At 44.6% G+C, this 23,058-nt stretch carries 25 protein-coding genes; 13 read left to right on the top strand and 12 right to left on the bottom strand.

Annotation, left to right across the window (positions count from 1 at the left end; translation table 11 throughout):
• Positions 1–29: 29 nt before the first annotated feature.
• The 4 genes from fumC to EPL05_RS05685 all read right to left on the bottom strand — a co-directional run bounded on the left by fumC (position 30) and on the right by EPL05_RS05685 (position 3,874).
• Complete coding sequence (gene fumC, locus EPL05_RS05700) at positions 30–1,427, bottom strand: class II fumarate hydratase (RefSeq protein ID WP_128532962.1); 1,398 nt, start codon at positions 1,425–1,427, stop codon at positions 30–32.
• A 94-nt stretch (positions 1,428–1,521) separates the two neighbouring features.
• Positions 1,522–1,833: a hypothetical protein gene (locus tag EPL05_RS05695; protein ID WP_128532960.1), complete on the bottom strand. Its 312-nt coding sequence runs from the start codon at positions 1,831–1,833 to the stop codon at positions 1,522–1,524.
• A complete protein-coding gene (locus EPL05_RS05690) occupies positions 1,833–2,849 on the bottom strand; it encodes a tetratricopeptide repeat protein (RefSeq protein ID WP_128532958.1) in 1,017 nt (338 codons plus the stop codon). The genes EPL05_RS05695 and EPL05_RS05690 overlap by 1 nt, the downstream gene beginning before the upstream one ends.
• A gap of 2 nt (positions 2,850–2,851) precedes the next feature.
• On the bottom strand, positions 2,852–3,874 hold the full coding sequence (locus EPL05_RS05685; RefSeq protein WP_128532956.1) for a tetratricopeptide repeat protein: 1,023 nt from the start codon (positions 3,872–3,874) through the stop codon (positions 2,852–2,854).
• Positions 3,875–4,086: 212 nt separating this feature from the next.
• Here EPL05_RS05685 and EPL05_RS05680 point away from each other — a divergent pair, with 212 nt between their 5' ends.
• The 3 genes from EPL05_RS05680 to EPL05_RS05670 all read left to right on the top strand — a co-directional run bounded on the left by EPL05_RS05680 (position 4,087) and on the right by EPL05_RS05670 (position 6,475).
• The gene (locus EPL05_RS05680) at positions 4,087–5,295 is read left to right on the top strand and encodes a serine hydrolase domain-containing protein (protein WP_128532955.1); all 1,209 of its coding nucleotides are present in this window, start codon (positions 4,087–4,089) and stop codon (positions 5,293–5,295) included.
• A gap of 100 nt (positions 5,296–5,395) precedes the next feature.
• On the top strand, positions 5,396–5,701 hold the full coding sequence (locus EPL05_RS05675) for a YbaB/EbfC family nucleoid-associated protein (protein ID WP_128532953.1): 306 nt from the start codon (positions 5,396–5,398) through the stop codon (positions 5,699–5,701).
• Positions 5,702–5,794: 93 nt separating this feature from the next.
• Complete coding sequence (locus EPL05_RS05670) at positions 5,795–6,475, top strand: metal-dependent hydrolase (protein ID WP_128532951.1); 681 nt, start codon at positions 5,795–5,797, stop codon at positions 6,473–6,475.
• A 52-nt stretch (positions 6,476–6,527) separates the two neighbouring features.
• On the opposite strand, the gene EPL05_RS05665 is transcribed toward EPL05_RS05670, so the two are convergent.
• Both EPL05_RS05665 and EPL05_RS05660 read right to left on the bottom strand, forming a co-directional pair.
• On the bottom strand, positions 6,528–7,790 hold the full coding sequence (locus EPL05_RS05665) for a glucose-1-phosphate adenylyltransferase (protein ID WP_128532949.1): 1,263 nt from the start codon (positions 7,788–7,790) through the stop codon (positions 6,528–6,530).
• Positions 7,787–9,211: a glycogen synthase gene (locus EPL05_RS05660; RefSeq protein ID WP_128532947.1), complete on the bottom strand. Its 1,425-nt coding sequence runs from the start codon at positions 9,209–9,211 to the stop codon at positions 7,787–7,789. The genes EPL05_RS05665 and EPL05_RS05660 overlap by 4 nt, the downstream gene beginning before the upstream one ends.
• A 368-nt stretch (positions 9,212–9,579) precedes the next feature.
• On the opposite strand from EPL05_RS05660, the gene EPL05_RS05655 reads away from it, so the two are divergent.
• Positions 9,580–9,912, top strand: a complete 333-nt coding sequence (locus EPL05_RS05655) for a hypothetical protein (protein ID WP_128532945.1) — start codon at positions 9,580–9,582, stop codon at positions 9,910–9,912.
• 372 nt (positions 9,913–10,284) lie between these two features.
• On the opposite strand, the gene polA is transcribed toward EPL05_RS05655, so the two are convergent.
• From polA to EPL05_RS05640, 4 genes are all read right to left on the bottom strand, one after another.
• Entirely contained in the window at positions 10,285–13,095 is a 2,811-nt protein-coding gene (gene polA / locus EPL05_RS05650) for a DNA polymerase I (RefSeq protein ID WP_128532943.1), read from the bottom strand.
• Positions 13,096–13,247: 152 nt separating this feature from the next.
• Entirely contained in the window at positions 13,248–13,805 is a 558-nt protein-coding gene (locus EPL05_RS05645) for a DNA-3-methyladenine glycosylase I (protein WP_128532941.1), read from the bottom strand.
• Positions 13,806–14,187: 382 nt separating this feature from the next.
• Positions 14,188–14,319, bottom strand: a complete 132-nt coding sequence (locus tag EPL05_RS24450) for a hypothetical protein (protein ID WP_262708155.1) — start codon at positions 14,317–14,319, stop codon at positions 14,188–14,190.
• A 239-nt stretch (positions 14,320–14,558) separates the two neighbouring features.
• On the bottom strand, positions 14,559–14,915 hold the full coding sequence (locus EPL05_RS05640) for a carboxymuconolactone decarboxylase family protein (protein WP_128532940.1): 357 nt from the start codon (positions 14,913–14,915) through the stop codon (positions 14,559–14,561).
• A 138-nt stretch (positions 14,916–15,053) separates the two neighbouring features.
• Here EPL05_RS05640 and EPL05_RS05635 point away from each other — a divergent pair, with 138 nt between their 5' ends.
• From EPL05_RS05635 to EPL05_RS05620, 4 genes are all read left to right on the top strand, one after another.
• Positions 15,054–15,431, top strand: coding sequence for a VOC family protein (locus EPL05_RS05635; RefSeq protein ID WP_128532938.1), 378 nt, complete (start codon positions 15,054–15,056; stop codon positions 15,429–15,431).
• Positions 15,432–15,481: 50 nt separating this feature from the next.
• On the top strand, positions 15,482–16,723 hold the full coding sequence (locus EPL05_RS05630; RefSeq protein ID WP_128532936.1) for a hypothetical protein: 1,242 nt from the start codon (positions 15,482–15,484) through the stop codon (positions 16,721–16,723).
• A 20-nt stretch (positions 16,724–16,743) separates the two neighbouring features.
• On the top strand, positions 16,744–17,106 hold the full coding sequence (locus EPL05_RS05625) for a VOC family protein (protein ID WP_128532934.1): 363 nt from the start codon (positions 16,744–16,746) through the stop codon (positions 17,104–17,106).
• Positions 17,107–17,175: 69 nt separating this feature from the next.
• On the top strand, positions 17,176–17,580 hold the full coding sequence (locus tag EPL05_RS05620; RefSeq protein ID WP_128532932.1) for a hypothetical protein: 405 nt from the start codon (positions 17,176–17,178) through the stop codon (positions 17,578–17,580).
• On the opposite strand, the gene EPL05_RS05615 is transcribed toward EPL05_RS05620, so the two are convergent.
• Together EPL05_RS05615 and trmB are read right to left on the bottom strand one after the other, a co-directional pair.
• A complete protein-coding gene (locus EPL05_RS05615) occupies positions 17,537–17,869 on the bottom strand; it encodes an MGMT family protein (protein WP_128532930.1) in 333 nt (110 codons plus the stop codon). The genes EPL05_RS05620 and EPL05_RS05615 overlap by 44 nt on opposite strands.
• A 10-nt stretch (positions 17,870–17,879) precedes the next feature.
• Entirely contained in the window at positions 17,880–18,527 is a 648-nt protein-coding gene (gene trmB / locus EPL05_RS05610) for a tRNA (guanosine(46)-N7)-methyltransferase TrmB (protein ID WP_128532929.1), read from the bottom strand.
• A 722-nt stretch (positions 18,528–19,249) separates the two neighbouring features.
• Here trmB and EPL05_RS05605 point away from each other — a divergent pair.
• The 5 genes from EPL05_RS05605 to EPL05_RS05585 all read left to right on the top strand — a co-directional run bounded on the left by EPL05_RS05605 (position 19,250) and on the right by EPL05_RS05585 (position 23,033).
• A complete protein-coding gene (locus EPL05_RS05605; protein ID WP_128532926.1) occupies positions 19,250–19,615 on the top strand; it encodes a CoA-binding protein in 366 nt (121 codons plus the stop codon).
• Positions 19,616–20,017: 402 nt separating this feature from the next.
• Entirely contained in the window at positions 20,018–20,437 is a 420-nt protein-coding gene (locus EPL05_RS05600) for a very short patch repair endonuclease (RefSeq protein WP_128532924.1), read from the top strand.
• Positions 20,438–20,547: 110 nt separating this feature from the next.
• A complete protein-coding gene (locus EPL05_RS05595) occupies positions 20,548–21,717 on the top strand; it encodes a DNA cytosine methyltransferase (RefSeq protein ID WP_128532923.1) in 1,170 nt (389 codons plus the stop codon).
• On the top strand, positions 21,714–22,607 hold the full coding sequence (locus tag EPL05_RS05590; RefSeq protein WP_128532921.1) for a BsaWI family type II restriction enzyme: 894 nt from the start codon (positions 21,714–21,716) through the stop codon (positions 22,605–22,607). The genes EPL05_RS05595 and EPL05_RS05590 overlap by 4 nt, the downstream gene beginning before the upstream one ends.
• A gap of 114 nt (positions 22,608–22,721) precedes the next feature.
• Positions 22,722–23,033, top strand: a complete 312-nt coding sequence (locus EPL05_RS05585) for a hypothetical protein (RefSeq protein ID WP_128532919.1) — start codon at positions 22,722–22,724, stop codon at positions 23,031–23,033.
• Positions 23,034–23,058 lie beyond the last annotated feature (25 nt).

Here is a 23,058-nt window from a genome sequence, read left to right as displayed (position 1 = left end):
GGGGTGAGGCTTTTGGATAGAAGGACTAACTATTTCAGCCCGCCTATCATATCTTCGGGGCGTACCCATTGGTCGAATTGTTCGTTGGTAAGGTAACCCAGGCCAACGGCAGCTTCGCGAAGCGATAGGTTTTCCTTTAACGCGGTTTTGGCAATTTTGGCCGCGTTCTCATAACCGATGTGCGGGTTAAGCGCGGTTACCAGCATCAGCGAATTTTCGAGGTGCTTTTTGATGCCCTCATAGTTTGGCTCAATACCAACGGCGCAATGGTCGTTAAACGATACACAAGCATCGCCAATTAAACGGGCCGACTGTAAAAAGTTAGCCGCCATAACCGGTTTAAATACATTGAGCTCATAATGCCCGTTGCTGCCGCCGATGGAAATGGCAACATCGTTCCCCATTACCTGCGCTGCTACCATAGTAACCGCTTCATTCTGGGTTGGGTTAACTTTACCCGGCATAATAGATGAACCCGGTTCGTTATCCGGGATGTGGATCTCGCCGATGCCCGAGCGCGGACCTGATGCCAGCATCCGGATATCGTTTGCTATTTTCATTAACGACACCGCTATCTGTTTCAGCGCGCCATGGCTTTCTACAATGGCGTCGTGCGCGGCTAATGCTTCAAATTTATTTTCGGCAGTAATAAACGGCAGGTTGGTGAACTGCGCAATGTAATCGGCAACTTTTACATCATAACCTTTGGGGGTGTTGATGCCGGTGCCTACCGCTGTGCCGCCAAGAGCCAGTTCGCTCAGGTGCTCAAAGGTATTACGCAGCGCTTTTAAACCGTGGTTCAGTTGCGATACATAGCCCGAAAATTCCTGGCCCAAAGTAAGCGGTGTGGCATCCATCAGGTGGGTGCGGCCAATTTTTACTACGGCTTTAAAAGCTTCGCTTTTTGCCTGCAGGGTATCGCGCAGTTTTTCTATGCCGGGGATAGTAACATCTATCAGGATCTTGTAAGCAGCAATATGCATTGCTGTAGGGTAGGTATCGTTTGATGATTGCGATTTGTTTACATCATCATTTGGGTGGATAAAGGTTTTGCCCTCGCCCAAAGTATTGCCCTGTAGTACGTGGCTGCGGTTGGCAACTACCTCGTTCACGTTCATATTTGATTGCGTGCCCGAACCTGTTTGCCAGATCACCAGCGGGAACTCGCCATTTAGCTTGCCTGCTAAGATCTCATCGCAAACGGCGGCGATCATGTCGCGTTTTTCGGCAGGGAGTACGCCGCAATCGGTATTGGTATAAGCTGCAGCTTTCTTCAGGTAAGCAAATGCTTCAATAATTTCCTTCGGCATAGAAGCTTCGGGGCCAATTTTAAAGTTGTTGCGGCTGCGTTCGGTTTGCGCACCCCAGTATTTGTCGGCCGGTACCTGTACCGCGCCCATGGTATCATATTCGGTTCTGAAACTCATATGGATATATATGTTTTGCGGGGGCAAATTTAGGGTTTTAAATGGAGTATGCCGAAGAGATTAAGTAATCTTTTTGGTACAAGCCTGGAGGGATCTACTTGACTTTTTTTTGTACGTAAACTAAGCGCCCTTTAAAAGTTGGTTCGCGTTCGTTTACTATTAAAGCCAGCACGAGCAGCGCGAAACAACTTATTGCGGCGTACTTGCAAAAAACTATACCATTTAAAATAGATAGCTGCTCGTCATCTAAACCATAAGTGGGGTCTTTACCTGCTTGCTGAAAATCCTGCACCTGGTACTTGTAGCTTACCATGCTATTAACGTAACCGTATGCAAACAGCAGCGTTAGTAGAGTGAGCGCTATAAATGAAATTGAAATCACCCTTTCTGTTATCCGTATCTTCATTATAAAAATTTAGGATTATTCTGCGAAATCCAATTTTCCAAAGCCTTCACCTTATCGGGGTTATCCTTTAGCCATTTCATACTTTCCGGCTTAGCGCTTTGGCTGATGTAGCGGGCAAAGGGGGGGACGTTATCCGTTAGCGTCATGGCTTTAAAATAGGTAGCTAATGATTGCCAAAATGCATATTTTTCAACGGGGATATTACCCACTGCATTGAAAATGCCTTTAAGTTGACCCGCTAACAGATCAGCAGATGTAGCGTACTTTCGGTTTGCCAGGCCTGCAAGTGCTTTTATTAACACTTTATTGCCGGGATCCGCAGAACTCATCACAGGCGATGCATGATAACCTGGCTCTGGCTTTAAAACACCGCCCTGCAAAATATTCTGTAAGTTGCCGTAAGCTTCGGCACTGCGGGAAGTATTAGGTTCCAGCATTAAAAAGCGGCAAAAACCAAATGTCGCTTCCGCCCGTTTATTTTGGTGAAAGGCCGATAATGCGTACATCCGGGTACTACCCGCATCGCTGCTATCCAACTCCATAGCCATGGCAAAAGTTTGTTCCGCCTCGCCATATAACTTACCCTTAAAATAGGCTATCCCTAAATTGTAGTAAATACGCTGGTTGCTGCCGTCGGCTTTAATAGCGTTTTGGTAAGCGTTAACCGCATTGGGTAGCTGGTTTACACTTTGGTAAATGCTCCCCATGAGGCTGTAAGCCGCCGCAGTGAATTTGGGGTTGTTGCCTTTGGTGGCTTTTTCAATAAATGGCAGAGCCTCCGCATTTTTACCTGCCGAGAAAAGCGTAAACGCCATTTGGTAATTGGCCTGCACATTGTCGGATTCGAGTGCTAAGGCCGCTTTGTAGCTCTCTGCTGCTTCCGGGTATTTTTTTTGATTGTTTAGTTCTACGCCTTGTTTAATAAGGCCTGCCACACTATTATCGCTTTGGGCCAGCGCATTAAAGCAAGGGCCCCAAGCACAAATAAAAATGATGATGCTTAAGTAAAACCGCATATTTAAAATTCCCGTTTGGTTGCTTTTAGCCAGTCGTCAAAAGCAGCGAGGTCTTTGTCGTGCTCTTTAAACCAGGCGAGGTTCTCTTCTTGGTAACCGCTCAGGCTAATATAACGTGTAAACGCGGGCATATTGCTTGATGCGGACAGGGTTTCAAAAAAATTGGTAAAGTATTTTGCCACAAATGGGTGGTCCTTATCATCAGCTATATTGTGCGAGACCTTAAATAGTTCGGTTAGCTGCAACGTCAGCGAGTCGGTTGCAGAGAGCTCTTTTTTATCGGAGGTCGCGTTGACAACCGCCATTGGCATCAATAAATTCCCGGTGCTAAGATCTTTTTCGTTTATGGTTATCGATACACTTTTTTCGCCGGTTTTCTTCACGCCGTTATTGATGATCGCCTTCACATAGGCCAGGGCCTCGGGCGAGCGCTTTGTTTGCGGCTCCATCAGTAAGAAACTGCACCAGCCCAAAAGCGATGCCCCCAACTTGTTTTGGCGGTTTGTGGCCATCGCGAATATCCGCTGGCTGCTGGCGTGTTTAGGATCTAACTTAATAGCGGTAATGGCGTTTGCTTCGGCATCGGTGTATTGCTTCTGGCCATAATAAGTGACGGCTATATTGTAATACAGGCGCTGATAATCGGGCGCGGCGGCTATTCCTCTTTTATAGTATTCCAGCGCCTTATCGGGTTGTTTATTATCATCGTAAATGTTGCCGATCATGTTGTAGCCATCGCCGCTTTCGGGGTTTATTTTTATAGCGGCTTCCAGGTAGGGGATGGCGTCCAGCGGTTTTCCTTTCGCCTGTAATGTATAAGCCGTTTCATAATTAGCGTTGTAGCTTCCGGGTTCTATCTTTAGCGCCTCTGCGTATTTGGCTATGGCATCGTCGTATTTTCCTTCATCGTTCAGGGCAACTCCTTGCTTTATCAGTTGTTTTACTTTGTCGCGGTCCTGGCTGTAAGCGGTAACCGAAATGGCAACAAAGGCCAGCAGCAGTAAGGTTTTGTAAAGCGGTTTCATTGTGTAAGGTTTATATTGTTAATTATAACAATAAGATGCCAGATGGAGAAGGATTCCATAATTTTTTTAGAACAAAACACAAGAGCAAGATTTATGCTTGTGAGGATAATTTAACTTGTTTTTATTTATGTTGAAACATTATTTAAACTTTTCGCTTATTGCTTCTATATATTTTCCATTTTTGCCTTTCGTTTAACGAATATTTTTTACCTATGAATTTTGCTCTCAAAGCTGCGTTCGCGGCTTCCTTGTTCTTGTTTTCCGCCTGTTCGTCCGGCTCGGGCGACAAAAAGAATGCCGCTGCCGACACAATGAAGCCCTTTGATCCAACCGGATTATTAAAATATAACCCTAAAGACGCCGATAAAAAAATTGATGAATTTATGCAACATCTGCATAAAGTTAGCGGTTTTAACGGCAACGTGCTGGTTGCTAAAAAAGGCAAAATAATTTACGAGAATGCACTGGGCTGGGCCAACCACCTCACCCGGGACAGCCTGAAGCTTGGTTCGCAGTTTGAGCTGGCATCGGTAACCAAAACCATGACCGGTACCGCCATTATGCAGCTTTGGGAACGCGGTAAACTTAAACTCGACCAAAACGTTAAAGAATTTTTTCCCGATTTTCCGTATGAAGGGGTTACCATCCGCCTGCTGCTTACGCACCGCTCGGGTATGATGAACTACGTGTATTTTGTAGATGGTATTTACCGCGCAGAACACCGCGACCAGAAAAAAGGTTTAACAAATGCCGGGGCTATGGCGATGATAGCGCAGTATAAACCGCCGCGCTACATTGCTCCCGATAAAAAATTCCATTATAACAATTCGAATTTCATGGTGCTTGGTGCCATTATTGAGAAAATTACTGGTAAAAGTTACGCCGATTATATGATGGAGAATGTTTTTAAACCCGCCGGAATGAAACATACCGCTGTTTATTCTAAAGCGGTGTATGATAAAATACCCGTTGATGTAGTTGGGCACGACCGTAACAGTTGGCGGTATTCTGTAGCGCAAAACTTTTTAGATGGCCCTGTTGGCGACAAAGGCATTTACAGCACCGTTGGCGATCTTTACATTTTTGACCAGGCGCTTAGGGCCGGGCGTTTAATAAAACCCGCCACGCAGGATTCGGCTTACACGCCGCGCAACCCAATGGTGCGCGGACATTTTAACTATGGCTACGGCTGGCGTTTATTTGAAGCGCCAGGCCAGCAGGTGATCTATCACACTGGCTGGTGGCATGGCTTCCGCCATATTTTTTTGCGCGACATGAAAAACGATGTAACTATTGTTTTGTTAGGTAACATGGTTAACGGAAGTTTATTGCACCTGGACGATCTGTATAAAATGATCGGTATGCCTATAGTGCGAAAAGGGGCCTATAATGGCGCGGGGGATGAGGCGGAGGATCAGTAGTACCCAAACCCCTAAAGTGTGAGCCTGATTCTATCCCGAGGATAAACTAAACTTAACCATAAATATAAACTTTACTCCCCTTTAGGGGTTAGGAGGCATCATGTTCGATAAATTAATGGAAGCCCAGCAAAAGGCTGGCGAAGTAAAGAAAAGGCTGGACGCGATCAGCGTAACCGGCAGTGCCGAAGGTGGTAAAATAACCGTGCAGGCCAATGGTAATAAAGTGGTTCAATCTGTAAGTATTGATGAGGCTTTTTTAAAGGAAGCGGATAAAGAGGAACTGGAAGAACTGCTGGTTATTGCCATTAACAAAGCCATGGAGCAGGCCGATAACGTTAGCCAAAGCGAAATGGCCGCCATGACCAACGCTATGTTTGGCGGTATGGGTGGCTTGTTTGGCAAGTAATATTGCCGGTATGTAATATTACCGTTAAACATTGTTGCGCGTTTAAACATCTAACCGGTATTTTGTAATTTGAGCCTTTTAATTTGATCACTTATGAAAGTTACCTATTTAGGCCAGTCGACCATTGAGTTGGAGGCTGCCGGAAAAAAATTACTGTTCGACCCGTTTATTACTTATAATGATCTGGCTAAAGGCATTGTTGATGTTGCAAGTCTTAAACCCGATTACATCCTGGTATCGCACGGGCATGGCGACCATGTTGCCGACCTGGTGCAGGTGCAAAAGCAAAGCGGTGCAAAAGTTATCTGCATAGCAGAAATTGCCGGATGGCTGGGTAAACAAGATATTGATAACGTGCATGGCATGAATATCGGCGGCGGCTTCAACTTTGATTTTGGCCGGGTGAAGATGGTGAACGCTGTACACTCCAGTGCATTGCCAGATGGTAGTAACGGTGGTAACCCGGCCGGTTTTGTGATTTCCTCGGAAGGCAAGAAGATCTACTTCGCCGGTGATACCGCGCTTACCTACGATATGAAGTTGCTGGAAGATGAAAACCTCGACTGGGCGTTTTTACCAATTGGCGATAACTATACCATGGGCGCGGATGATGCCATTAAAGCAGCGGCGTTTATCAACTGCAAAAATATCATCGGCATCCATTACGATTCGTTCCCGGTGATTAAGATAGATAAGGAAGAAGTAAAAGAGAAATTTATTAAAGCGGGGCTTAACCTTAAGCTGCCTGCTATTGGCGAAAGCTTAGATCTTTAACAGAACGGCCCCGAAATTTTCGGGGCCGTTCTTGTTTATGATACTATTTGTTTTAGATCACTGTTCCGCTTGGTATAATAGCACGTTTTTTAACAATAACGATGCCATCCACAACTGTATAAGTAGGGAAATCCCCATCCGGCAATCTGCCGCCGCAGTTTATCTTTACGTCGTCGCCTATGTAGGTGTTTTTATCAATGATCGCGTTTCGCAGGGTACACCTGTCGCCAATACCCATAACCGGGTCGCCGTTGGCTTTGGCAACTGCAATTTCATCCAGGGTTTGATAATTATCGCAACCCATTACATAGCAGCTATCTATTGTGGTATAAAGCCCAATACGTGTACGGATACCTACAATAGAGCGGGTGATCAGGCTGGCGTTGATGATACAGCCATCTGCAATGATAGACCTATCCAAATGTGTGCCAGATATTTTGGTTGGCGGCAACATGCGTGCACGGGTGTAAATTTGGTTTTTATCGAACAGGTTAAACTGAGGGATATCATCTGTAAGCCCAAGATTAGCATCAAAAAAAGATGGAATGGTACCAATATCGGTCCAGTAGCCTTCGTATTGGTAACTAATAACTTTATGCCCTTCTATTGATTGCGGGATAATTTCTTTACCAAAGTCGGTATGGTCATTACCTTCCAGCAAATCGTATAATAGTTTACGGTTGAAGATATAGATTCCCATCGACGCCAGGTAAATACGGCCCTGCTCCTTCATTTCTGGGCTTACTTCTGATACCCAGTTCTCGAAACCGGTTTTAGGTTTTTCGATGAACGACGTGATCAGGTTCTCATTATCCGTTTTCAGTATACCGAAACCCGGAACATCATTCACATGTACAGGAATAGTGGCGATAGAGATATCTGCCTTTTTTTCGATGTGCTGTTTAATCATCTCATCAAAATCCATCTGGTACAGCTGATCGCCCGATAGTATCAGCACGTATTCAAACTCGTGCACGCCCAGGTGGTGCAGGCTTTGCCTCACGGCATCTGCAGTTCCCTGGAACCATCCCCCGCTGGTAGGGGTTTGTTCGGCGGCCAAAATATCCACAAAAGCAGTACTAAACGTGCTGAAGTGGTAAGTGTTTTTGATGTGCTTGTTAAGCGATGCCGAGTTAAACTGTGTTAATACGAATATCCTGTCGATACCCGAGTGCAAACAGTTGGAGATGGGGATGTCAACCAATCGGTATTTACCAGCAATAGGCACTGCCGGTTTCGAACGTGTTTGGGTTAGCGGTGCTAAACGGCTACCCTGGCCGCCGCCAAGTACAATGCTGATTACTTTTGATGTCATATCGTAGGAGTTAAACTTTCGTATAGGTCAATATATTCTTTTGCCGACCGGTACCACGAAAAATCGAGGCCCATCATGCGCTTGCGCAACAACAACATTTTTTTAGAGTCGCTGTATAATTCAACAGCGCGTGTGATAGAACTACTGATATCATCCACGCTAACGTTGTTAAAGCGGATGCCGTAACCGTTTTCGTCGCCAAAATCAATTACGGTATCAGCAAGGCCGCCCGTGGTACGTACCACAGGTATAGTGCCATAACGGATAGCGTATAGCTGGTTTAAGCCGCAAGGCTCCACACGCGATGGCATCAGCAGGAAATCTGCCCCGGCGTAGATCAAATGCGCCAGCGATTCGTCATATCCAATAAACACGTTACAGTTTTGCGGGTAAAGATCTTTGAGTTTTTGCAGGGCCATTTCGGTTTCCGGGTCGCCTGTGCCAAGTATCAAAAAGTTAACATCATCGCCGTGTTGCTGTATGCTGCGCTCGATGGCGGCAGGTAATACATCGGCACCTTTTTCTACAACCAAACGGCCAATGAACACGATCAAAGGTTTATCAGCCGAAAGATGGAAACGGGTACACAGTAATTCTTTATTCTTTTGCTTGCCTTTATTAACCGTGGTAGCAGTGAACTTATTGGGTACCATTGGGTCGGCATTAGCATCCCAAACGTCGGTATCTATACCGTTGATGATGCCGTAGCCTTTATGTCTTTCTACGTAGAAAAGGTATTCTAATCCGTTAGAGTTGATGGAGAGCTCTTTTAAGTAATTGGGCGATACCGTGGTGAACCGCCAGCAGCATTTTACTGCCGATGCAAGCGGGTTGATGCCGCCGTTCCAATCCAGCAGACCGGTTTTATAAAAGTCAATTTCGGGCAGCAGGTTTAGCCGTTCCCAGCCAAAAGCGCCGTGGTATTGCCCGTTGTGGATAGTAAATATGGTTGGGATGTGTGCCAGTCGGGTGTATAAGGCCGAGTGGTACATCATAAAAGGCACCAGGCCCGAGTGGTGGTCGTGGCAGTGCACCAGGTCCGGTGTTTGGCCGCTCCAGTTTATCCAGTCTAAAAAGCAGATCTGGAAAGCCATAAACTGATCCTGCTCATCCGGGTAGCTGTAGATATTTTCCCTATCCAGCAGGCCGGGGATCTTTATTAAAAAGAGCTCGAAGCCCAGTTTATCGGTAGTTTCTTTTAATATTTCGAAATAGATCCTTCGGGTGCCCAATAGCGTTGTGCCCTGGAAAACCACAACAAAAGTGTTTTCGTGAACAAACTTGCGGTTGTAAAAAGGCATTACTACAGCTGCGTTTTGCCCTGCCTGGTTCTGATACTTAGGCAACGCACCAACAACATCTGCAAGCCCGCCAACTTTGGCAATAGGATAGCATTCGGCACTCAGGTGGAATATTCTCATTCGGGATTGTGTTGGTTAAGGTACTAAACATTTCCTCAAATGAACAAACATATAATTTGAAAAATGTGTTTGAAATGGTGTTATTTTTTAATTAAAACACGTTGATAATTACCATTTCGGTATTTATCTAAAATAGACGAACGCCTTTGTTGCGGATTTGGCAATGGTTGGTTCGACGGATCAAAACTGGCGCATTAATACAGCTTTATTATTCAAGAGTTGGAGGGATTGTACGGCCAAAGTTATTATTAGACCAAAAAAATCCGATATTAACATTTTCCGAAAAAATGGAAGGGAATTAAAGATATTTTAAAAACGGAGTCGGCGCAAGACTTAAATGCCCCCCCCCCGTTTAACATAACTCAAGCATGAATTTAGATAACATCAGTACACTAGATTTACACGACCAAACTGTAAGTGAATTGTCCTTGGACCTTGAACATTGCAAAATCATAATAGGCGTAAGTGTCTATAACGAATTGACTCAAAATTACGATGACATCCGAATATCTTTCCATCATGTAAAAAACTTGAAAATGGATGCTATCAATTTGCCAAATCTTGAGCCTTTAGAAATAAATGCTTTTGATATATCTATTATTGAGTCACATAAATGTGCAAAGATTTTGCTTCTTCAAGGCTTTGGAAATCCAACTTTAGGGTTGTTTTTTTTGTATAGCCATGAAGTAATTGACATATAACTGGCTTGAAATAATTCAAAGTAAAAAGCTGTAAGATTGAGTTCGTATGGAAACATAACCGGAATAAGTTCAGCCGCGATCAGCCTCTTCTATTCCTTTTAATACACCGTTTTGTTGTTCGATGGATAACTCGCCAAACCCAGCCCATTTGTTACCCTTCGTTTCTGTTTGACTTTCCATCTAACAAATTATTAAAGAACTATTTGGGCGTTGCCTTCGGCCCGGGCTCTACACTACAACTCCTCATTTCGTGCTGCTGATAGAAGCAGCTCTCCATTCCGGGGTTTCCGCTACGATCCCTAACGCAAGATTCCTCGCTTTGCTATACTTATTTTTTGAATTTATACGTTGACGAATTAGCAGTTGTTCCTATCAATGCGCCTCCAGCCAATTCACACCTGTGCCTATCTCTACCATAATAGGCACTTCAGTTTTAATGGCGTTCTTCATGTTCTCTAAGATGATGGGTTTTACTATCTCCACTTCGTAGTGAGGCACATCAAACACCAGCTCATCATGCACCTGCATGGTCATGCGTGAATCAAGCTTTTGGGCCTTAAATTCGCGGTGAATGTTGATCATGGCTATTTTTATCATATCTGCCGCCGAACCCTGGATAGGGGCGTTGATGGCATTTCGTTCGGCAAAACCACGTACGGTTTGATTGGCGGAATTTATATCGCGCAGGTAGCGGCGACGGCCCATCAGGGTAGTAACGTAACCGTTCTCGCGGGCGAAGTTCATGGTATCGGCCATGTATTGTTTAATGCCCGGGTATTGGGCAAAGTAGTTCTCAATGATCTCGGCGGCTTCTTTTCTGGGGATGCCTAAGTTTTGTGATAAGCCAAATGCCGATTGCCCGTAAATTATCCCAAAGTTTACCGCTTTGGCGTTACGGCGCTGCGTGCTGTCTACCTCATCAATACCTATACCGTAAACTTTAGCGGCGGTGGCCGTGTGGATATCGATATTATCTATAAAGGCCTGGCGCATGTTAGGGTCTTTGCTTATCTCCGCAATAATGCGGAGTTCAATCTGCGAATAATCCGCAGATACGATGACATGATTTTCATCGCGCGGGATAAAGGCCTTCCTTACTTCCCTGCCGCGCTCGGTACGGATAGGGATGTTTTGCAGGTTTGGGTTATTGGAGCTTAAACGCCCGGTTGCAGCAACCGCCTGGTTATAGCTGGTATGGATGCGCCCGGTTTTAGCGTTCACCATGGTTGGCAAAGCATCGACATAGGTAGATTTTAGTTTTTGCAACTGGCGGAAATCAAGGATATCCCTTACGATATCGCTTTTTGCAGCAAGGGATAAAAGCACATCCTCGCCGGTTTGGTATTGGCCGGTCTTGGTTTTTTTGGCTTTAGGGTCAAGAAGTAATTTCTCAAATAGCACTTCGCCCAATTGCTTCGGCGATGCGATGTTGAAACGTACGCCCGCTTTTTCGAAAACCACTTTTTCCAGCTTGGCTATATCCACTTCCAGTTCCTTGCTAAACTCCCGCAGCGTTTCGTGGTCAATGCGCACACCTTCGTGCTCTACATCGGCCAGTACATATATCAGCGGGTTCTCTATCTGGTGCAGCAGATTTTCGGCACCTACCTCTTTTATCTTCGGCTCAAAAATGGTTTTCAGCTGCAGGGTAACATCGGCATCTTCGGCGGCGTAATCTTTTATTTTTTCTATCTCCACATCGCGCATATTGCCCTGGTTTTTACCTTTAGGGCCAATCAGCTCGGTAATGGAAACGGGTTTGTAGTTGAGGTAATTTTCCGACAGGATATCCATCCCGTGGCGGGTATCCGGGTCTATCACGTAATGGGCCATCATGGTATCAAACAGGTCGCCCTTCATTTCCACGTTATACCATTTCAGCATCAGGATATCGAACTTTAGGTTCTGGCCCGTTTTGCCAATTTTCTCATTCTCAAACACGGGCTTAAATTCGGCTACAATTTTTATGATCTCCTGCTCATCAACCGGAACCGGCACATACCAGGCCTGGTTGTGCTTCACCGCGAAGGATAAGCCCACCAGCTCGCATTGGTTGGCGTCGGTACCGGTAGTTTCGGTATCAAAACAAAAGCTCTTCTGCTCGCTGAGGATCTTGATCAGTTCGGCACGTTTCTCGAAGGTATCGGCCAGGATATACTCGTGTTCAACCGTGTTGATGTTTTTTACTTCAGGCTGATTAGGCGCTTCGTAAATATCCTGCGTCTCTACGGTGAGCGTAGTACGGGCACCGGCAACAGGGTCGCCAAACAGGTCGGTTTGTACGGATACGGCACGGGTTTCGGTAATGCTGAAATCATCACCAAATACACGGCGGCCCAGGGTACGGAACTCCAGTTCGGCAAAAAGCGGTTCCAGCAGATCTTTGCTTGGTGCGCACATTTCCAAGCCAGCCTCGTCAAGCTCCACCGGGGAGTTGAGGTTAATGGTAGCTAACCGTTTCGACATTAGGCCCTGCTCTGCATAGGTCTCTACGTTTTCTCTCAGCTTACCTTTTAATTCGTGACTATGAGCAATAATTTCTTCTACCGAGCCGTATTGCTTGATGAGCGCTTTAGCGGTCTTTTCACCAACGCCGGGGATTCCGGGGATACCATCCACCGCATCGCCCCAAAGGCCAAGGATATCAATTACCTGCTCGGGGCGCTCTATCTCCCATTTGGCAAGCACTTCTTTTACACCCAGAATCTCCATGTCGTTACCCATGCGGGCAGGTTTGTAGATGCGGATATTTTCGGATACCAGCTGCGCGAAATCTTTATCGGGCGTCATACAGTAAACCTGGTAGCCTTTCTTCTCCGCTTTTTTGGCAAGGGTGCCTATGATATCATCAGCCTCGTAACCGTCACTTGTGATCAGCGGGATATTAAACCCCAGTACAACATTAAATATATAGGGCAGGGCTTTGCTCAAATCCTCGGGCATTGCCTCGCGGTGAGCCTTGTATTTTTCGTATTCTACGTGGCGTTCGGTGGGGGCATCGGTATCAAAAACCACTGCCATGTGGGTAGGCTTTTCTTTTTTCAATACATCAAGCAGCGTATTGGTAAAGCCCATTACGGCAGAGGTATTTAAGCCGCCCGACGTAAAGCGCGGGGTTTTACTTAATGCAAAATGCGCCCGGTAAATAAGGGCCATGCCGTCCAATAGAAAAAGCTTTTTCATAATAATTTACTGATTTCACCGATTACACTGATCGTTTTGATCTCACGGATAGGTGTACGTTTTCAAAAATACAATTATGTTTCTCAACCAGTTTACTAATCGGAAATCATTTTTTAAAACAGTGAAATCATTTCAATTGGTGGAGCCAAAACTTACCTAAAAGAACAGGCGGGGATATGATCGTTCACCATGCCGGTTGCCTGCATAAAAGCGTAGCAAATGGTGGTGCCGAAAAATTTGAAGCCGCGTTTTTTCATGTCCTTGGCAATAGCGTCAGATTCGGGCGTACTTACTTGCCGGCCATGATAGGTTGTGATGGGTTTGCCACCGGGCATAAAGCTGTACAGGTAGTTGTTGAACGAGCCAAACTCCTTTTTCACATCCATAAACAATTGCGCGTTGCGAATGGCCGACGATACTTTTAACCTGTTGCGAATGATGCCGGCATCCTGTAACAAGCGTTGCTGGTCTTCTTCCGTAAACGCCGCTACCTTCTCTACATCAAAATTGGCGAAGGCGTTGCGGTAACCGTCACGCCTGCGCAAAATGGTGATCCAACTTAAGCCTGCCTGGGCAGCTTCGAGGGTTAAGAATTCGAAAAATATAAGGTCATCATGGATGGTTTTACCCCATTCTTTATCGTGGTATTCCATATAAAGAGGGTCGGTACCGCACCAGCTGCAGCGGGTTATTTCCTGGGTAGATGACATGGCGTTTCGGCTTGTTTTAGTGCTGATGGCTTTGTTGCCAACAGCTGCGCCAAATTAACAACTAAAGTTATATATTGCTAATATTTTTAGACTTTTGCTTGATGCGTTTGGGTACTTTTACTCTCGCCTAAATGACTTTATATCTGTTATCAGATTGAAGCTATTTATGCGCTGGCTTTGTAGGGTACTTATAACTCGTTTAATTAACGGGTACTCTGTATTTCGGTCAGCTTTTATGCCTATTCTCATTGCGTGGCGATTAACAGTTATACTCGCTTGCTTTGCAGCTTGTATCCAGGCGCCCAGTTCGTTTTCTACATTACTTAATTTGATGCCTGGTTGGTTGTAATAGGCTTTATTTTCTGGCCAAATACGATTTTAATTACGATAACGGAACACCAATAACATCCATAGCCTCAAACCTTGCAAACTCTGCCGGTGTAAATTGCAGGTCGTGTTTTTGGGCCATATTTAGCAAGGTCTGTCTGCGTAGTTCACTGTTTAACTCCATCATTACTTTGCCCTGCCCTATTAGTAGTATCCCTGTCCAAAACCATCAATATTACAGCGGAAGCAAGAAGATGCAGGCATTTGGATGTTAAGTGGATCGGGGTGTTTTGGCCTCGCCATTGAAATATACAGCAGCAAGAGCAAGAAGGCAACAGAGCATACCGCAGCCAGGTCAATTGGCACATAAGGGCATGTTCTTCTTGTGTACATGGCATTAAAGTTTATACAATAAATTTACATAATCTATTTTGCAATCCCAACCTCATTCAACTCATCCCAATACTCCACCGCCCTGCGGTAATGCGGGATAACAATGGAACCGCCTACCAGGTTGGCTATCATAAAAACTTCGTTCATTTCATCCTGCTTTACGCCGGCTTCGTGGCATTTGCCCAGGTGGTATTTAATGCAATCGTCGCAGCGGAGCACCATGCTGGCTACCAGGCCCAGCATCTCTTTGGTTTTTACATCCAGCGCGCCATCGGCATAAGTGGTGGTGTCTAAGGCGAAAAAACGCTTGATATTGGTGTTAGCGGTGTCCATTATCCTATCGTTCATTTTGGTGCGATAGGCTTCAAAATCGTTTATTAATTGTCCCATGTGTATACTATTAAATTAAAACCCCCGCATTTTTTAACCAAAATTTTTAGCTTTGCGGCAGCGCAAATTTAAATTTTGTAATGCATTGTTTTAGTTGTCTGTGCTTTATTCATTACTAGGAAGTAAAATTAAGTCATCATGGAAAGCCTTTCACCAAACATCTTTGTAAACAACATTAACAAGACCATTGAATTCTATACCCTGCTGGGCTTTGAACTGGCCATGAGCGTACCCGAAACCGGGCCCGACCTGGTGTGGGCCATGATGGTTAAAGGCAACGTAACCTTGATGTTCCAGTCTATAGAGAGCTTGGCGGAGGATCTGCCCGAAATTAAACGTACCGATGGCGGCTCGCTGCTGTTTTATATAAAACTGCAAGGCATCCGGGTGTTTTTTGAGGATATAAAAGATAAAGTTACCGTGCTGAAAGGGCTCGAAAAAACCTTTTACGGCGCTACCGAATTCTCCATCCTCGATAACAATAGCTACGTTTTAACTTTTTCCGAAGACGAATAAATTATCATTCCCATTTGTATTTTATATGCTTTTACTACCAAACCTTACACATGAAACCATTTAATTTTACGCTAATAGTGTTCCTGCTATTTTCTATTACCGTTAGCGCGCAAAGTAATTACAAACCCGGTTATATTATAAACGCGCAAAACGATACCGTTAAGGGGTTTGTAGATTACAAGGAATGGGGAAGGAACCCTAAACAGGTATTATTTAAAACCACAACAGCCAACTTGCCGCAAAAAATTACAACATCTGTTGCTAATGGGTTTGGGGTTGACGGATTGGAGTATTATAACCGAGCCGTAGTTAAAGTGAGCACCAGCCCTGTTGAAATAGCAAAACTTAGCCGCGGTATAGACACAACCTATATAACAGACACTGTTTTTTTGAAAGTTATAGTTAGTGGAAATAAACTAACGTTTTATAAACTTACCACGGATATAAAGCCGGTTTTTTATATTAGCGATAAGCAGGCAAAAGAAATAACAGCGCTAAACCAGTACATATACCTAAGTAGCGAAAGCGGAGAACTGATTAAGGCAAACCCTTACACCAACCAGCTTTTAAGCTTGGCTGAAACACTTCAACCTGATAATAAAAACTTATACGCTTCTATCGATCAGACGAAATATGACGAAGGTGAGTTAACGAGGATCATCGTTAAATTAAATGGCAGTGTTAGCCAGCAAACCGTAATTAATAATTTGGGATCCCGTTTTTTTATTGGTGTAGTTGGCTTAAGTAACAAGCTTAAGTTTAGCGGCGCTTCCGGCCCTTTTTCTGATGGCAAATCGGCTACCTCTTTTTCGCCGGCAGTATCAGCCGGGATAGATTTCTTTACCAACAAAAACACCCGGGCAATGATAGTAAGGCTGGAAGGCATGGTATCAATAACCTCCTATAAAATAGGCGAACCTCAAGGTGGCAGCACGCCTGCCAGGAGCCTTAACTTTAAGCAATTGAGCGCTTCTATCATCCCTCAAATTCTTTATAATTTTTATTCAACAGAAAAATTAAAGGTGTTCGCTAATGCAGGTATTGGGGTAAACTACTATCATTACAATAAATATTTTTACACAATAAGTGATGCTGATTTTATAAATAGCAAAGAAGGATTCCCCGAGTTTGAAAACTTCCAGGTGATCATTCCATTATCGGTTGGAGTAGAATTTAATGAGCGGGTACAAATTTATAGCGGTTACATTATCCCAACCACACTTACAAATTATATATCCTGGGGTGCAAAAATCACCGCGATACAGGCTGGTGTTAGGTATTTATTTAAGTAAAACTATTTGGTTGGGAGGATATGATAACCTTTAAACGGCTGGACCATTTTCATGTTTGCGTACCGCCCGAGCGGCTGGAGGAAGCACGCCTGTTTTATACCGAAGTTATAGGCATGGAGCTTATTTACCGGCCCGATGATCTGTTCCCTTCGGCAGGGTATTGGTTTAACATAGGGAGTGTGCAGCTGCATATAGGGGTGGAGCCCGCTTTGCCACGCACCATCAGGCATGTGGCCATGGAGGTTACCGATATTGCGGCGGCAAGGGCGCAGCTGGCAGCCAATTGCGTGGAGATACTGGAGGAACCCATCCTCCCCGGCAGAACCCGTTTTGCTTTTATCGACCCGTTTGGCAACCGCATGGAACTGCTGCAAATACTATAGTACTACTTGTAGTTGTGTGAATTACACTAAGTGCTAAAACTTTAGTATATTGCTTTTCCTTTAACGTTTATGAAAATACTTACCCCGGCAATGCATGGAATTGCAGACTACCTGATGGTGCTGTTCCTGTGGTCGGCACCAACGCTTTTTGTTTTACCGGACGACCTGGCTCGCCTTGCCTACGCTTTTGGGATAGCGCATTTGGCCCTCACTGTTTGTACCGATACCACATCGGGCATATTTCGTTTTTTTTCAATGCCTATGCACGGGCTGATAGAATTTGGGGTAATCATAATTTTGGTGACTGTAAGCTATACCATTTTTAGGTACGACGAACGCGCAAGGGGGTTCTTCCTTACCTACGCCGTATTACTGCTGGTGCTCTTTTTGGTGACCGACTACACCGACTCTGAAAAACCGGTGAGGAGATTCAGAGGCCCAACTCGAGTGCCGGGTCCCAATACAGCTCTTTAAAGTTCTGCACCTGGTTATCTTTTACGGTGATGCCTTCGTTTGCCAGCAACTGCTCCATGGTATCGCCACCAAAGTGGAACTTCCCGGTTAGCAGTCCCTGCCTGTTTACCACCCGGTGTGCCGGTACCGGCGGGTTTGCCGTTCCGCAGGCCATCATGGCGTAACCCACTATCCGCGACGATTGCTTCGACCCTAAATACGCCGCTACGGCCCCATAAGAGGTCACCCTACCCTTTGGTATCAGGCGTACTACATCGTACACGTTATCGTAAAAGGTATAGTCCGGCATCGGGTGGTGGTTAAAACGAAAACTTAAGGTAGTTAATGTTTTTGTTATGCTTCAAATATTTTTTCTCGTAGTAGGTTTTTATCGATAGCACCTCATCCGCAAATTCCGAATGGTACAGGTCCTCCGTACGGGCATGGAGGGGCAGGTTAAGCTCGGCTATCTTATCGACGGTATAGGCGTGCAGGCCGTCGTTATCGGTCTTTAAATTCACGCAGCCACCGGGTTTTAGCAGCACGCGGTACTTATCCAAAAAGCGGGGCGAGGTTAGGCGTTTTTTCTCGCGGCTCAGCTGGGGTTGCGGGTCGGGGAAGGTGATCCATATCTCGTCTACCTCGCCGACAGAAAAGTAGTCAGTCAGGTTCTCTATCTGTATGCGCAGAAAAGCAACATTAGGTACACCATCTTCCAGCGCGGTTTTAGCACCACGCCAAATGCGGTTGCCCTTATAATCAACCCCAATAAAATTCTTATCGGGAAACAGCTGCGCCAGGTTTACGGTGTATTCGCCTTTACCGCAGGCCAGTTCCAGCACAACGGGGTTATCGTTCTTAAAAAAGCCGGTGGCCCATTTGCCCTGGTAAGGTTTACCAGCGTCCAGTTGCAGCACATTGCTAAAAGTATCTATCTCGGCGAAGCGCCTAATTTTGTCTTTTCCCATAAAGGCGCAAAATTAAAAAAATAAATGGGGCTTCGTTGGGTTCTGTTGTTATGTTCTATAGTGCCTTGTTAGGAGCGGATAGTATGTTAGGTTAAGCCTGTGGATGTTCATTTCTTTTGGCACCAAAAGAAACGAACCAAAGAAAAGTGCCGGCTGCGCCCTGTTCTATGAACGGTTGTGCTTTAGCACCGCCAGTGGTTGCCGAACAGGACAAGGCCGGTTTTTTGTGGGCTTCGTTGGGCTACTCTTGCAAATCAAATCCAATTAATCGTATAAATCTCATAAATCCCGGTTCAGACAGTCAGCAGCTCAGCTTCGGGCGAAAGCGGGCAGAACGTGGTGGGCTGTGGGCGGGAAGGGCATAGCAATACTTGCAGAAGGGAGGGGTAAGCGGGGCGCGAAGCAGGGCAAGATTTTGCAGCCCGTGGTTCTGCCCGGTTTGCAGGGCAAAGGCCCGTGCGGCAAAGAAGCCTAATTGCTGAAAGCAGTTTTGTTACTTTTGGTGCATCAAAAGTAAAAGCCCTCCCGCGGCGAATGAGCGGGACGATGCTTTCATATACCCACAGCCTTTTAATAGCCGCACAGCCACCTGCAACTGCCACCGCCACTCCTCCCTTCCTACAACTGCAACCGCCACTTCCCCCCTCAGTCAGCCCCCTGTAAAAACCCCAACGCCCACCGCTACTAAAAAACCAAATCCCTACCTTGCACGTTATACCACTATGGCCGATAAAAAAACACTGATACTGGGTGCAACGCCCGACGCAAGCCGCTACGCCTACCTCGCCGCTAACCGACTGGTGAGCCGCGGGCACAGTATCGTAAACGTGGGCATTAAAACCGGCGAAGTAGCCGGCGTACCCATCGAAAAGCCCGAAACCATCCATACCGATATTGATACTATAACCCTGTACTTAGGCCCGCAAAACCAGCCGCCCCTGTACGATTATATCATCAACACCAAGCCCAAACGCATCATATTTAACCCCGGCACCGAAAACGCCGACCTCCGCCGCCTCGCCCACCAAAATGGCATCGAAACCGATTATGCCTGCACCCTGGTGCTGCTGAGCATTGGGCAATATTAGGGGGAGTGAGTGGTGAGTTGTGAGTAGTGAATGGTGAGTAGTTTTATTTTTTGTCATGGTGAGCGATAGCGACACCATCTAATCCCAAAGCGGCAGGTAGCCGAAATGCTTCTTTTTACAGGAAAACCACCGCTGGTACCAATAGGCCAGTGCAGCCCTGCTATACGCGTATACGCGCGCAAGGCCTTAATCACAGGCCGGTACCCGCTGCTATCAGGTTTGGTGTTGGCGGGCTTGTGCTGTTTCGGTTGTTTCACTTGTTAAAGTAACTGGGGAGTGAAACAGCTGAAGCAAGGTGGAGAGCGTGATGGCTACCTTGCATGCGGGCCATGAGTGTGGATGCCTTGGGGGAGTTTCAACTGGATTTGATAAACAAACTGGAGAAAAGCAGGTTTAAATAACATGGCAGACGTACATTCCAAAGAAACCAGAAGCTACAATATGTCGCGCATTAGGAGTAAGGATACTAAGCCCGAACTGCTGGTGCGGAAGTTTCTGCATAAAAATGGTTTCCGTTACCGCCTGCATGTGAAGGATATGCCGGGCAAGCCTGATATTGTACTCCCCAAATACAAAACTGTGATTTTTATACATGGCTGCTTTTGGCATGGGCATACTAATTGTAAATTATACGTTGTACCAAAAACCCGAACCGATTGGTGGCTTAATAAAATCAAGGTTAATAACACTAATGATTTACTAAACGAGAGCCAGTTAAACGACCTAGGATGGCGGATATTGAAAATTTGGGAATGCCAAATAAAAAAACCCAATCAGGACAAAACGCTAAATAACCTAATTAGTCACCTAACTAAATTATAATTGTTAACATGGCGTGTTAGTAAATATTTCCTAAAAATATTAGCAATCTTGCTAATGTTTTTTAATTTAGCGTTCAATCAAAAACCAGCAAAAATTCAATAAAATAAATAATGACATTAAATCATATAGATTGTTTTTCTGGTCCTGGCGGAATCTGCACTGGGTTCAAAGCGGCAGGTTTTAAAACTCTTGTTGCGATAGAAAGGGTAAAAAGTTGTGTTGAAACATATAAAGCGAACCACTCGGAAGTAAAAGTTCTACATAGAGATATAAGGGAAGTTACAAACGAAGAGATAATTGAGGCAGTAAACGGTCAGAAAATAGATATCGTTTCGTCCGGTATGCCTTGTGAAACATTTAGTACAGCAGGATCTACTTCAAGAAGCTCGTATGATTTTCGACAACAGCTTTATTCCGAAGCTATACGGATAGCAAAAGCGGTGAATTCGAGGATAATTCTTTTTGAAAATGTTCCTGCAATTGCGACAAAAAAAACTATTAAAGATGGCAACAGGCTTGTAGTCGATGATATCATAGAAGAACTTGCAGCTAACGGATATATTCACTTTATAAAAACGATATTAAATTCGTCAGATTTTGGAGTGCCTCAAAACAGGAACAGGTTTTTTTTGATTGCTACCACAGACGAAACACTTGATTTAAAAGTTCCGATTTCACACCACAAACAAAATCTGACTGTTCGAGATGCCTTAGTAGGTTTGCCAAAAATGAAAGCAAATGACCCAAGAGAATATAAAGTCTATAATGGTGAGGATAATGATTATACCAGGTTGCTTAAGGATAGGGCATTCTGGAAGATTGAAAATAGGCTGAATGGGAAAATTTCATATCACATATCACCAAAACATCGAAAAGGCACAATAGAAAGATTTGGTTTATTGGAGCCTGGTGAAAGCCTTGTAGACTTGTTCAAAAAATTCGATCCCGAAGAAGTTAAAAGGCTACAAGCAAATAAAGTTCTTCCAAAAAAATGGTTCATACAACGTAACAAACGCCTGAGATTAGACCAAGCCAGCAAAACCGTTACATCACATTGCCTTGATGAATTGGTACACCCAGAAATGGACAGGTGCCTAACCGTCAGAGAAGTTGCAAGACTGCAAGGCTTTCCAGATTTCTACGATTTTATTGGCGGACCCTTCATCTGCCCACACATTTCTGAAACACAAGATAAATATGAACAAATAGGTGATGCAGTTCCACCACTTTTAGCGTATCATTGGGGATTAGTGATCAAAGATATTTTAAGTGACCAATGATGCAAGTAAAAGATTTTTGCGAGAGCCAATATGAGATACTTTTTCAACTCAATTATGAATTGCTCAAATTAAAATCAAGTAAAAGAAAAATCAAGAATATTGACAAACTCGACGAAGAAATCAAAATACAAGCGCGAAAACATGCGATTCAAGAAACTGTGCGTGAAGCGTTGTTGCAATTTCCCAATATCGAGCCAGCCGAAATTTGGAAATATATTTATGTAGCACATGTCAATCATCGCTCTGGTGAGACTGACAGCGAAAAGATCAAACAAATCATTGCAGCTGATCAGAGTTGGAAGAAATCCAGTGGTCATGCATTTGAATCAATGATTAAGGATATGGCTAACCCTCATTTGGCTCGATATTCATTAAAAATATTTTTGCAAAAAGATATAACTGTTCTTTTAAAAGAACGTAAAATAGTGAACGACCCAGAAGACATAACCATAATACAGGGGCTTACAAAAACAGACATATTTGATTTATTTATCGGTATAAACTTGGACTCCGATACTTATAAAATATTTGGAGTTATTCAATCAAAAACCAGTATCCGGGAAAGAGTATCGAAAGACCGTGAACCTTCGCAAAAAGCAATGGCTAACTTCTTCTTGTCAATTGCGATTGTTTTAGATGGGGATTTTCTGAAATTGCCGAAATTTAAATCTATGGTAAACGGCACAACCACCGAATATGATATTAACGGATGGCACGCTATGTACGTATTCTCCAATAATAAAACATATGAAGCAGATAGGATTTTTACATTTGATAGTAAAATGGCAACTTTTATAACTCATATGATAAGTGCGTCACAATTTTGGATTAAAAGTCGTCAAAGATTCAATCACTCATGGCGACCGCCGTTAACTGAACCCCTAATTTAAGCGTATGATAGCATGGTGTTAAACATGCCAGAAAATCCACAATGGCACTTTCAAGCCCCTAAAGTTCACTTATATCCGATTGCCCACCTCAACCCAACTGGCTAATTTAGCCGGATGCCCAATATCAAATTCAACTACCTCTACCGCGATGCCGGTAACTATAAAAACTATGGTTCTGTGGTATTCGCCAACCCCGATAATGTTTCGTTGGAGGATTTAGAAGCATTCATCCGCGCCAATCTTATAGAAGAACAATGGTTTTACAATCATCTCTGGCATGTGCCCGACCTGCACTTCGGCACCTGGGATAACGAGTTGGATCATACTTATCACGAGTTCGAGAGCATTGAGTACACCGATGAACCCGTAAACGCAGCGTTCTTAAAAATCGACAACGTCCCGTTTCCTCCGCAGTTCCCGCGTTAAGGATTGCAGCGGGTACCGGCCCTGT

It is taken from the genome of Mucilaginibacter gilvus (genome assembly GCF_004054195.1).
In the GTDB taxonomy this organism is placed as follows: domain Bacteria; phylum Bacteroidota; class Bacteroidia; order Sphingobacteriales; family Sphingobacteriaceae; genus Mucilaginibacter; species Mucilaginibacter gilvus.
This window is presented reverse-complemented; position numbering and strand designations above follow the sequence as displayed.

Bases quoted from the DNA above. Each gene is read 5' to 3' on its own strand.
- fumC (WP_128532962.1), bottom strand. From the start codon at position 1,427: ATGAGTTTCAGAACCGAATATGATACCATGGGCGCGGTACAGGTACCG.
- EPL05_RS05695 (WP_128532960.1), bottom strand. From the start codon at position 1,833: ATGAAGATACGGATAACAGAAAGGGTGATTTCAATTTCATTTATAGCG.
- EPL05_RS05690 (WP_128532958.1), bottom strand. From the start codon at position 2,849: ATGCGGTTTTACTTAAGCATCATCATTTTTATTTGTGCTTGGGGCCCT.
- EPL05_RS05685 (WP_128532956.1), bottom strand. From the start codon at position 3,874: ATGAAACCGCTTTACAAAACCTTACTGCTGCTGGCCTTTGTTGCCATT.
- EPL05_RS05680 (WP_128532955.1), top strand. From the start codon at position 4,087: ATGAATTTTGCTCTCAAAGCTGCGTTCGCGGCTTCCTTGTTCTTGTTT.
- EPL05_RS05675 (WP_128532953.1), top strand. From the start codon at position 5,396: ATGTTCGATAAATTAATGGAAGCCCAGCAAAAGGCTGGCGAAGTAAAG.
- EPL05_RS05670 (WP_128532951.1), top strand. From the start codon at position 5,795: ATGAAAGTTACCTATTTAGGCCAGTCGACCATTGAGTTGGAGGCTGCC.
- EPL05_RS05665 (WP_128532949.1), bottom strand. From the start codon at position 7,790: ATGACATCAAAAGTAATCAGCATTGTACTTGGCGGCGGCCAGGGTAGC.
- EPL05_RS05660 (WP_128532947.1), bottom strand. From the start codon at position 9,211: ATGAGAATATTCCACCTGAGTGCCGAATGCTATCCTATTGCCAAAGTT.
- EPL05_RS05655 (WP_128532945.1), top strand. From the start codon at position 9,580: ATGAATTTAGATAACATCAGTACACTAGATTTACACGACCAAACTGTA.
- polA (WP_128532943.1), bottom strand. From the start codon at position 13,095: ATGAAAAAGCTTTTTCTATTGGACGGCATGGCCCTTATTTACCGGGCG.
- EPL05_RS05645 (WP_128532941.1), bottom strand. From the start codon at position 13,805: ATGTCATCTACCCAGGAAATAACCCGCTGCAGCTGGTGCGGTACCGAC.
- EPL05_RS24450 (WP_262708155.1), bottom strand. From the start codon at position 14,319: ATGATGGAGTTAAACAGTGAACTACGCAGACAGACCTTGCTAAATATG.
- EPL05_RS05640 (WP_128532940.1), bottom strand. From the start codon at position 14,915: ATGGGACAATTAATAAACGATTTTGAAGCCTATCGCACCAAAATGAAC.
- EPL05_RS05635 (WP_128532938.1), top strand. From the start codon at position 15,054: ATGGAAAGCCTTTCACCAAACATCTTTGTAAACAACATTAACAAGACC.
- EPL05_RS05630 (WP_128532936.1), top strand. From the start codon at position 15,482: ATGAAACCATTTAATTTTACGCTAATAGTGTTCCTGCTATTTTCTATT.
- EPL05_RS05625 (WP_128532934.1), top strand. From the start codon at position 16,744: ATGATAACCTTTAAACGGCTGGACCATTTTCATGTTTGCGTACCGCCC.
- EPL05_RS05620 (WP_128532932.1), top strand. From the start codon at position 17,176: ATGAAAATACTTACCCCGGCAATGCATGGAATTGCAGACTACCTGATG.
- EPL05_RS05615 (WP_128532930.1), bottom strand. From the start codon at position 17,869: ATGCCGGACTATACCTTTTACGATAACGTGTACGATGTAGTACGCCTG.
- trmB (WP_128532929.1), bottom strand. From the start codon at position 18,527: ATGGGAAAAGACAAAATTAGGCGCTTCGCCGAGATAGATACTTTTAGC.
- EPL05_RS05605 (WP_128532926.1), top strand. From the start codon at position 19,250: ATGGCCGATAAAAAAACACTGATACTGGGTGCAACGCCCGACGCAAGC.
- EPL05_RS05600 (WP_128532924.1), top strand. From the start codon at position 20,018: ATGGCAGACGTACATTCCAAAGAAACCAGAAGCTACAATATGTCGCGC.
- EPL05_RS05595 (WP_128532923.1), top strand. From the start codon at position 20,548: ATGACATTAAATCATATAGATTGTTTTTCTGGTCCTGGCGGAATCTGC.
- EPL05_RS05590 (WP_128532921.1), top strand. From the start codon at position 21,714: ATGATGCAAGTAAAAGATTTTTGCGAGAGCCAATATGAGATACTTTTT.
- EPL05_RS05585 (WP_128532919.1), top strand. From the start codon at position 22,722: ATGCCCAATATCAAATTCAACTACCTCTACCGCGATGCCGGTAACTAT.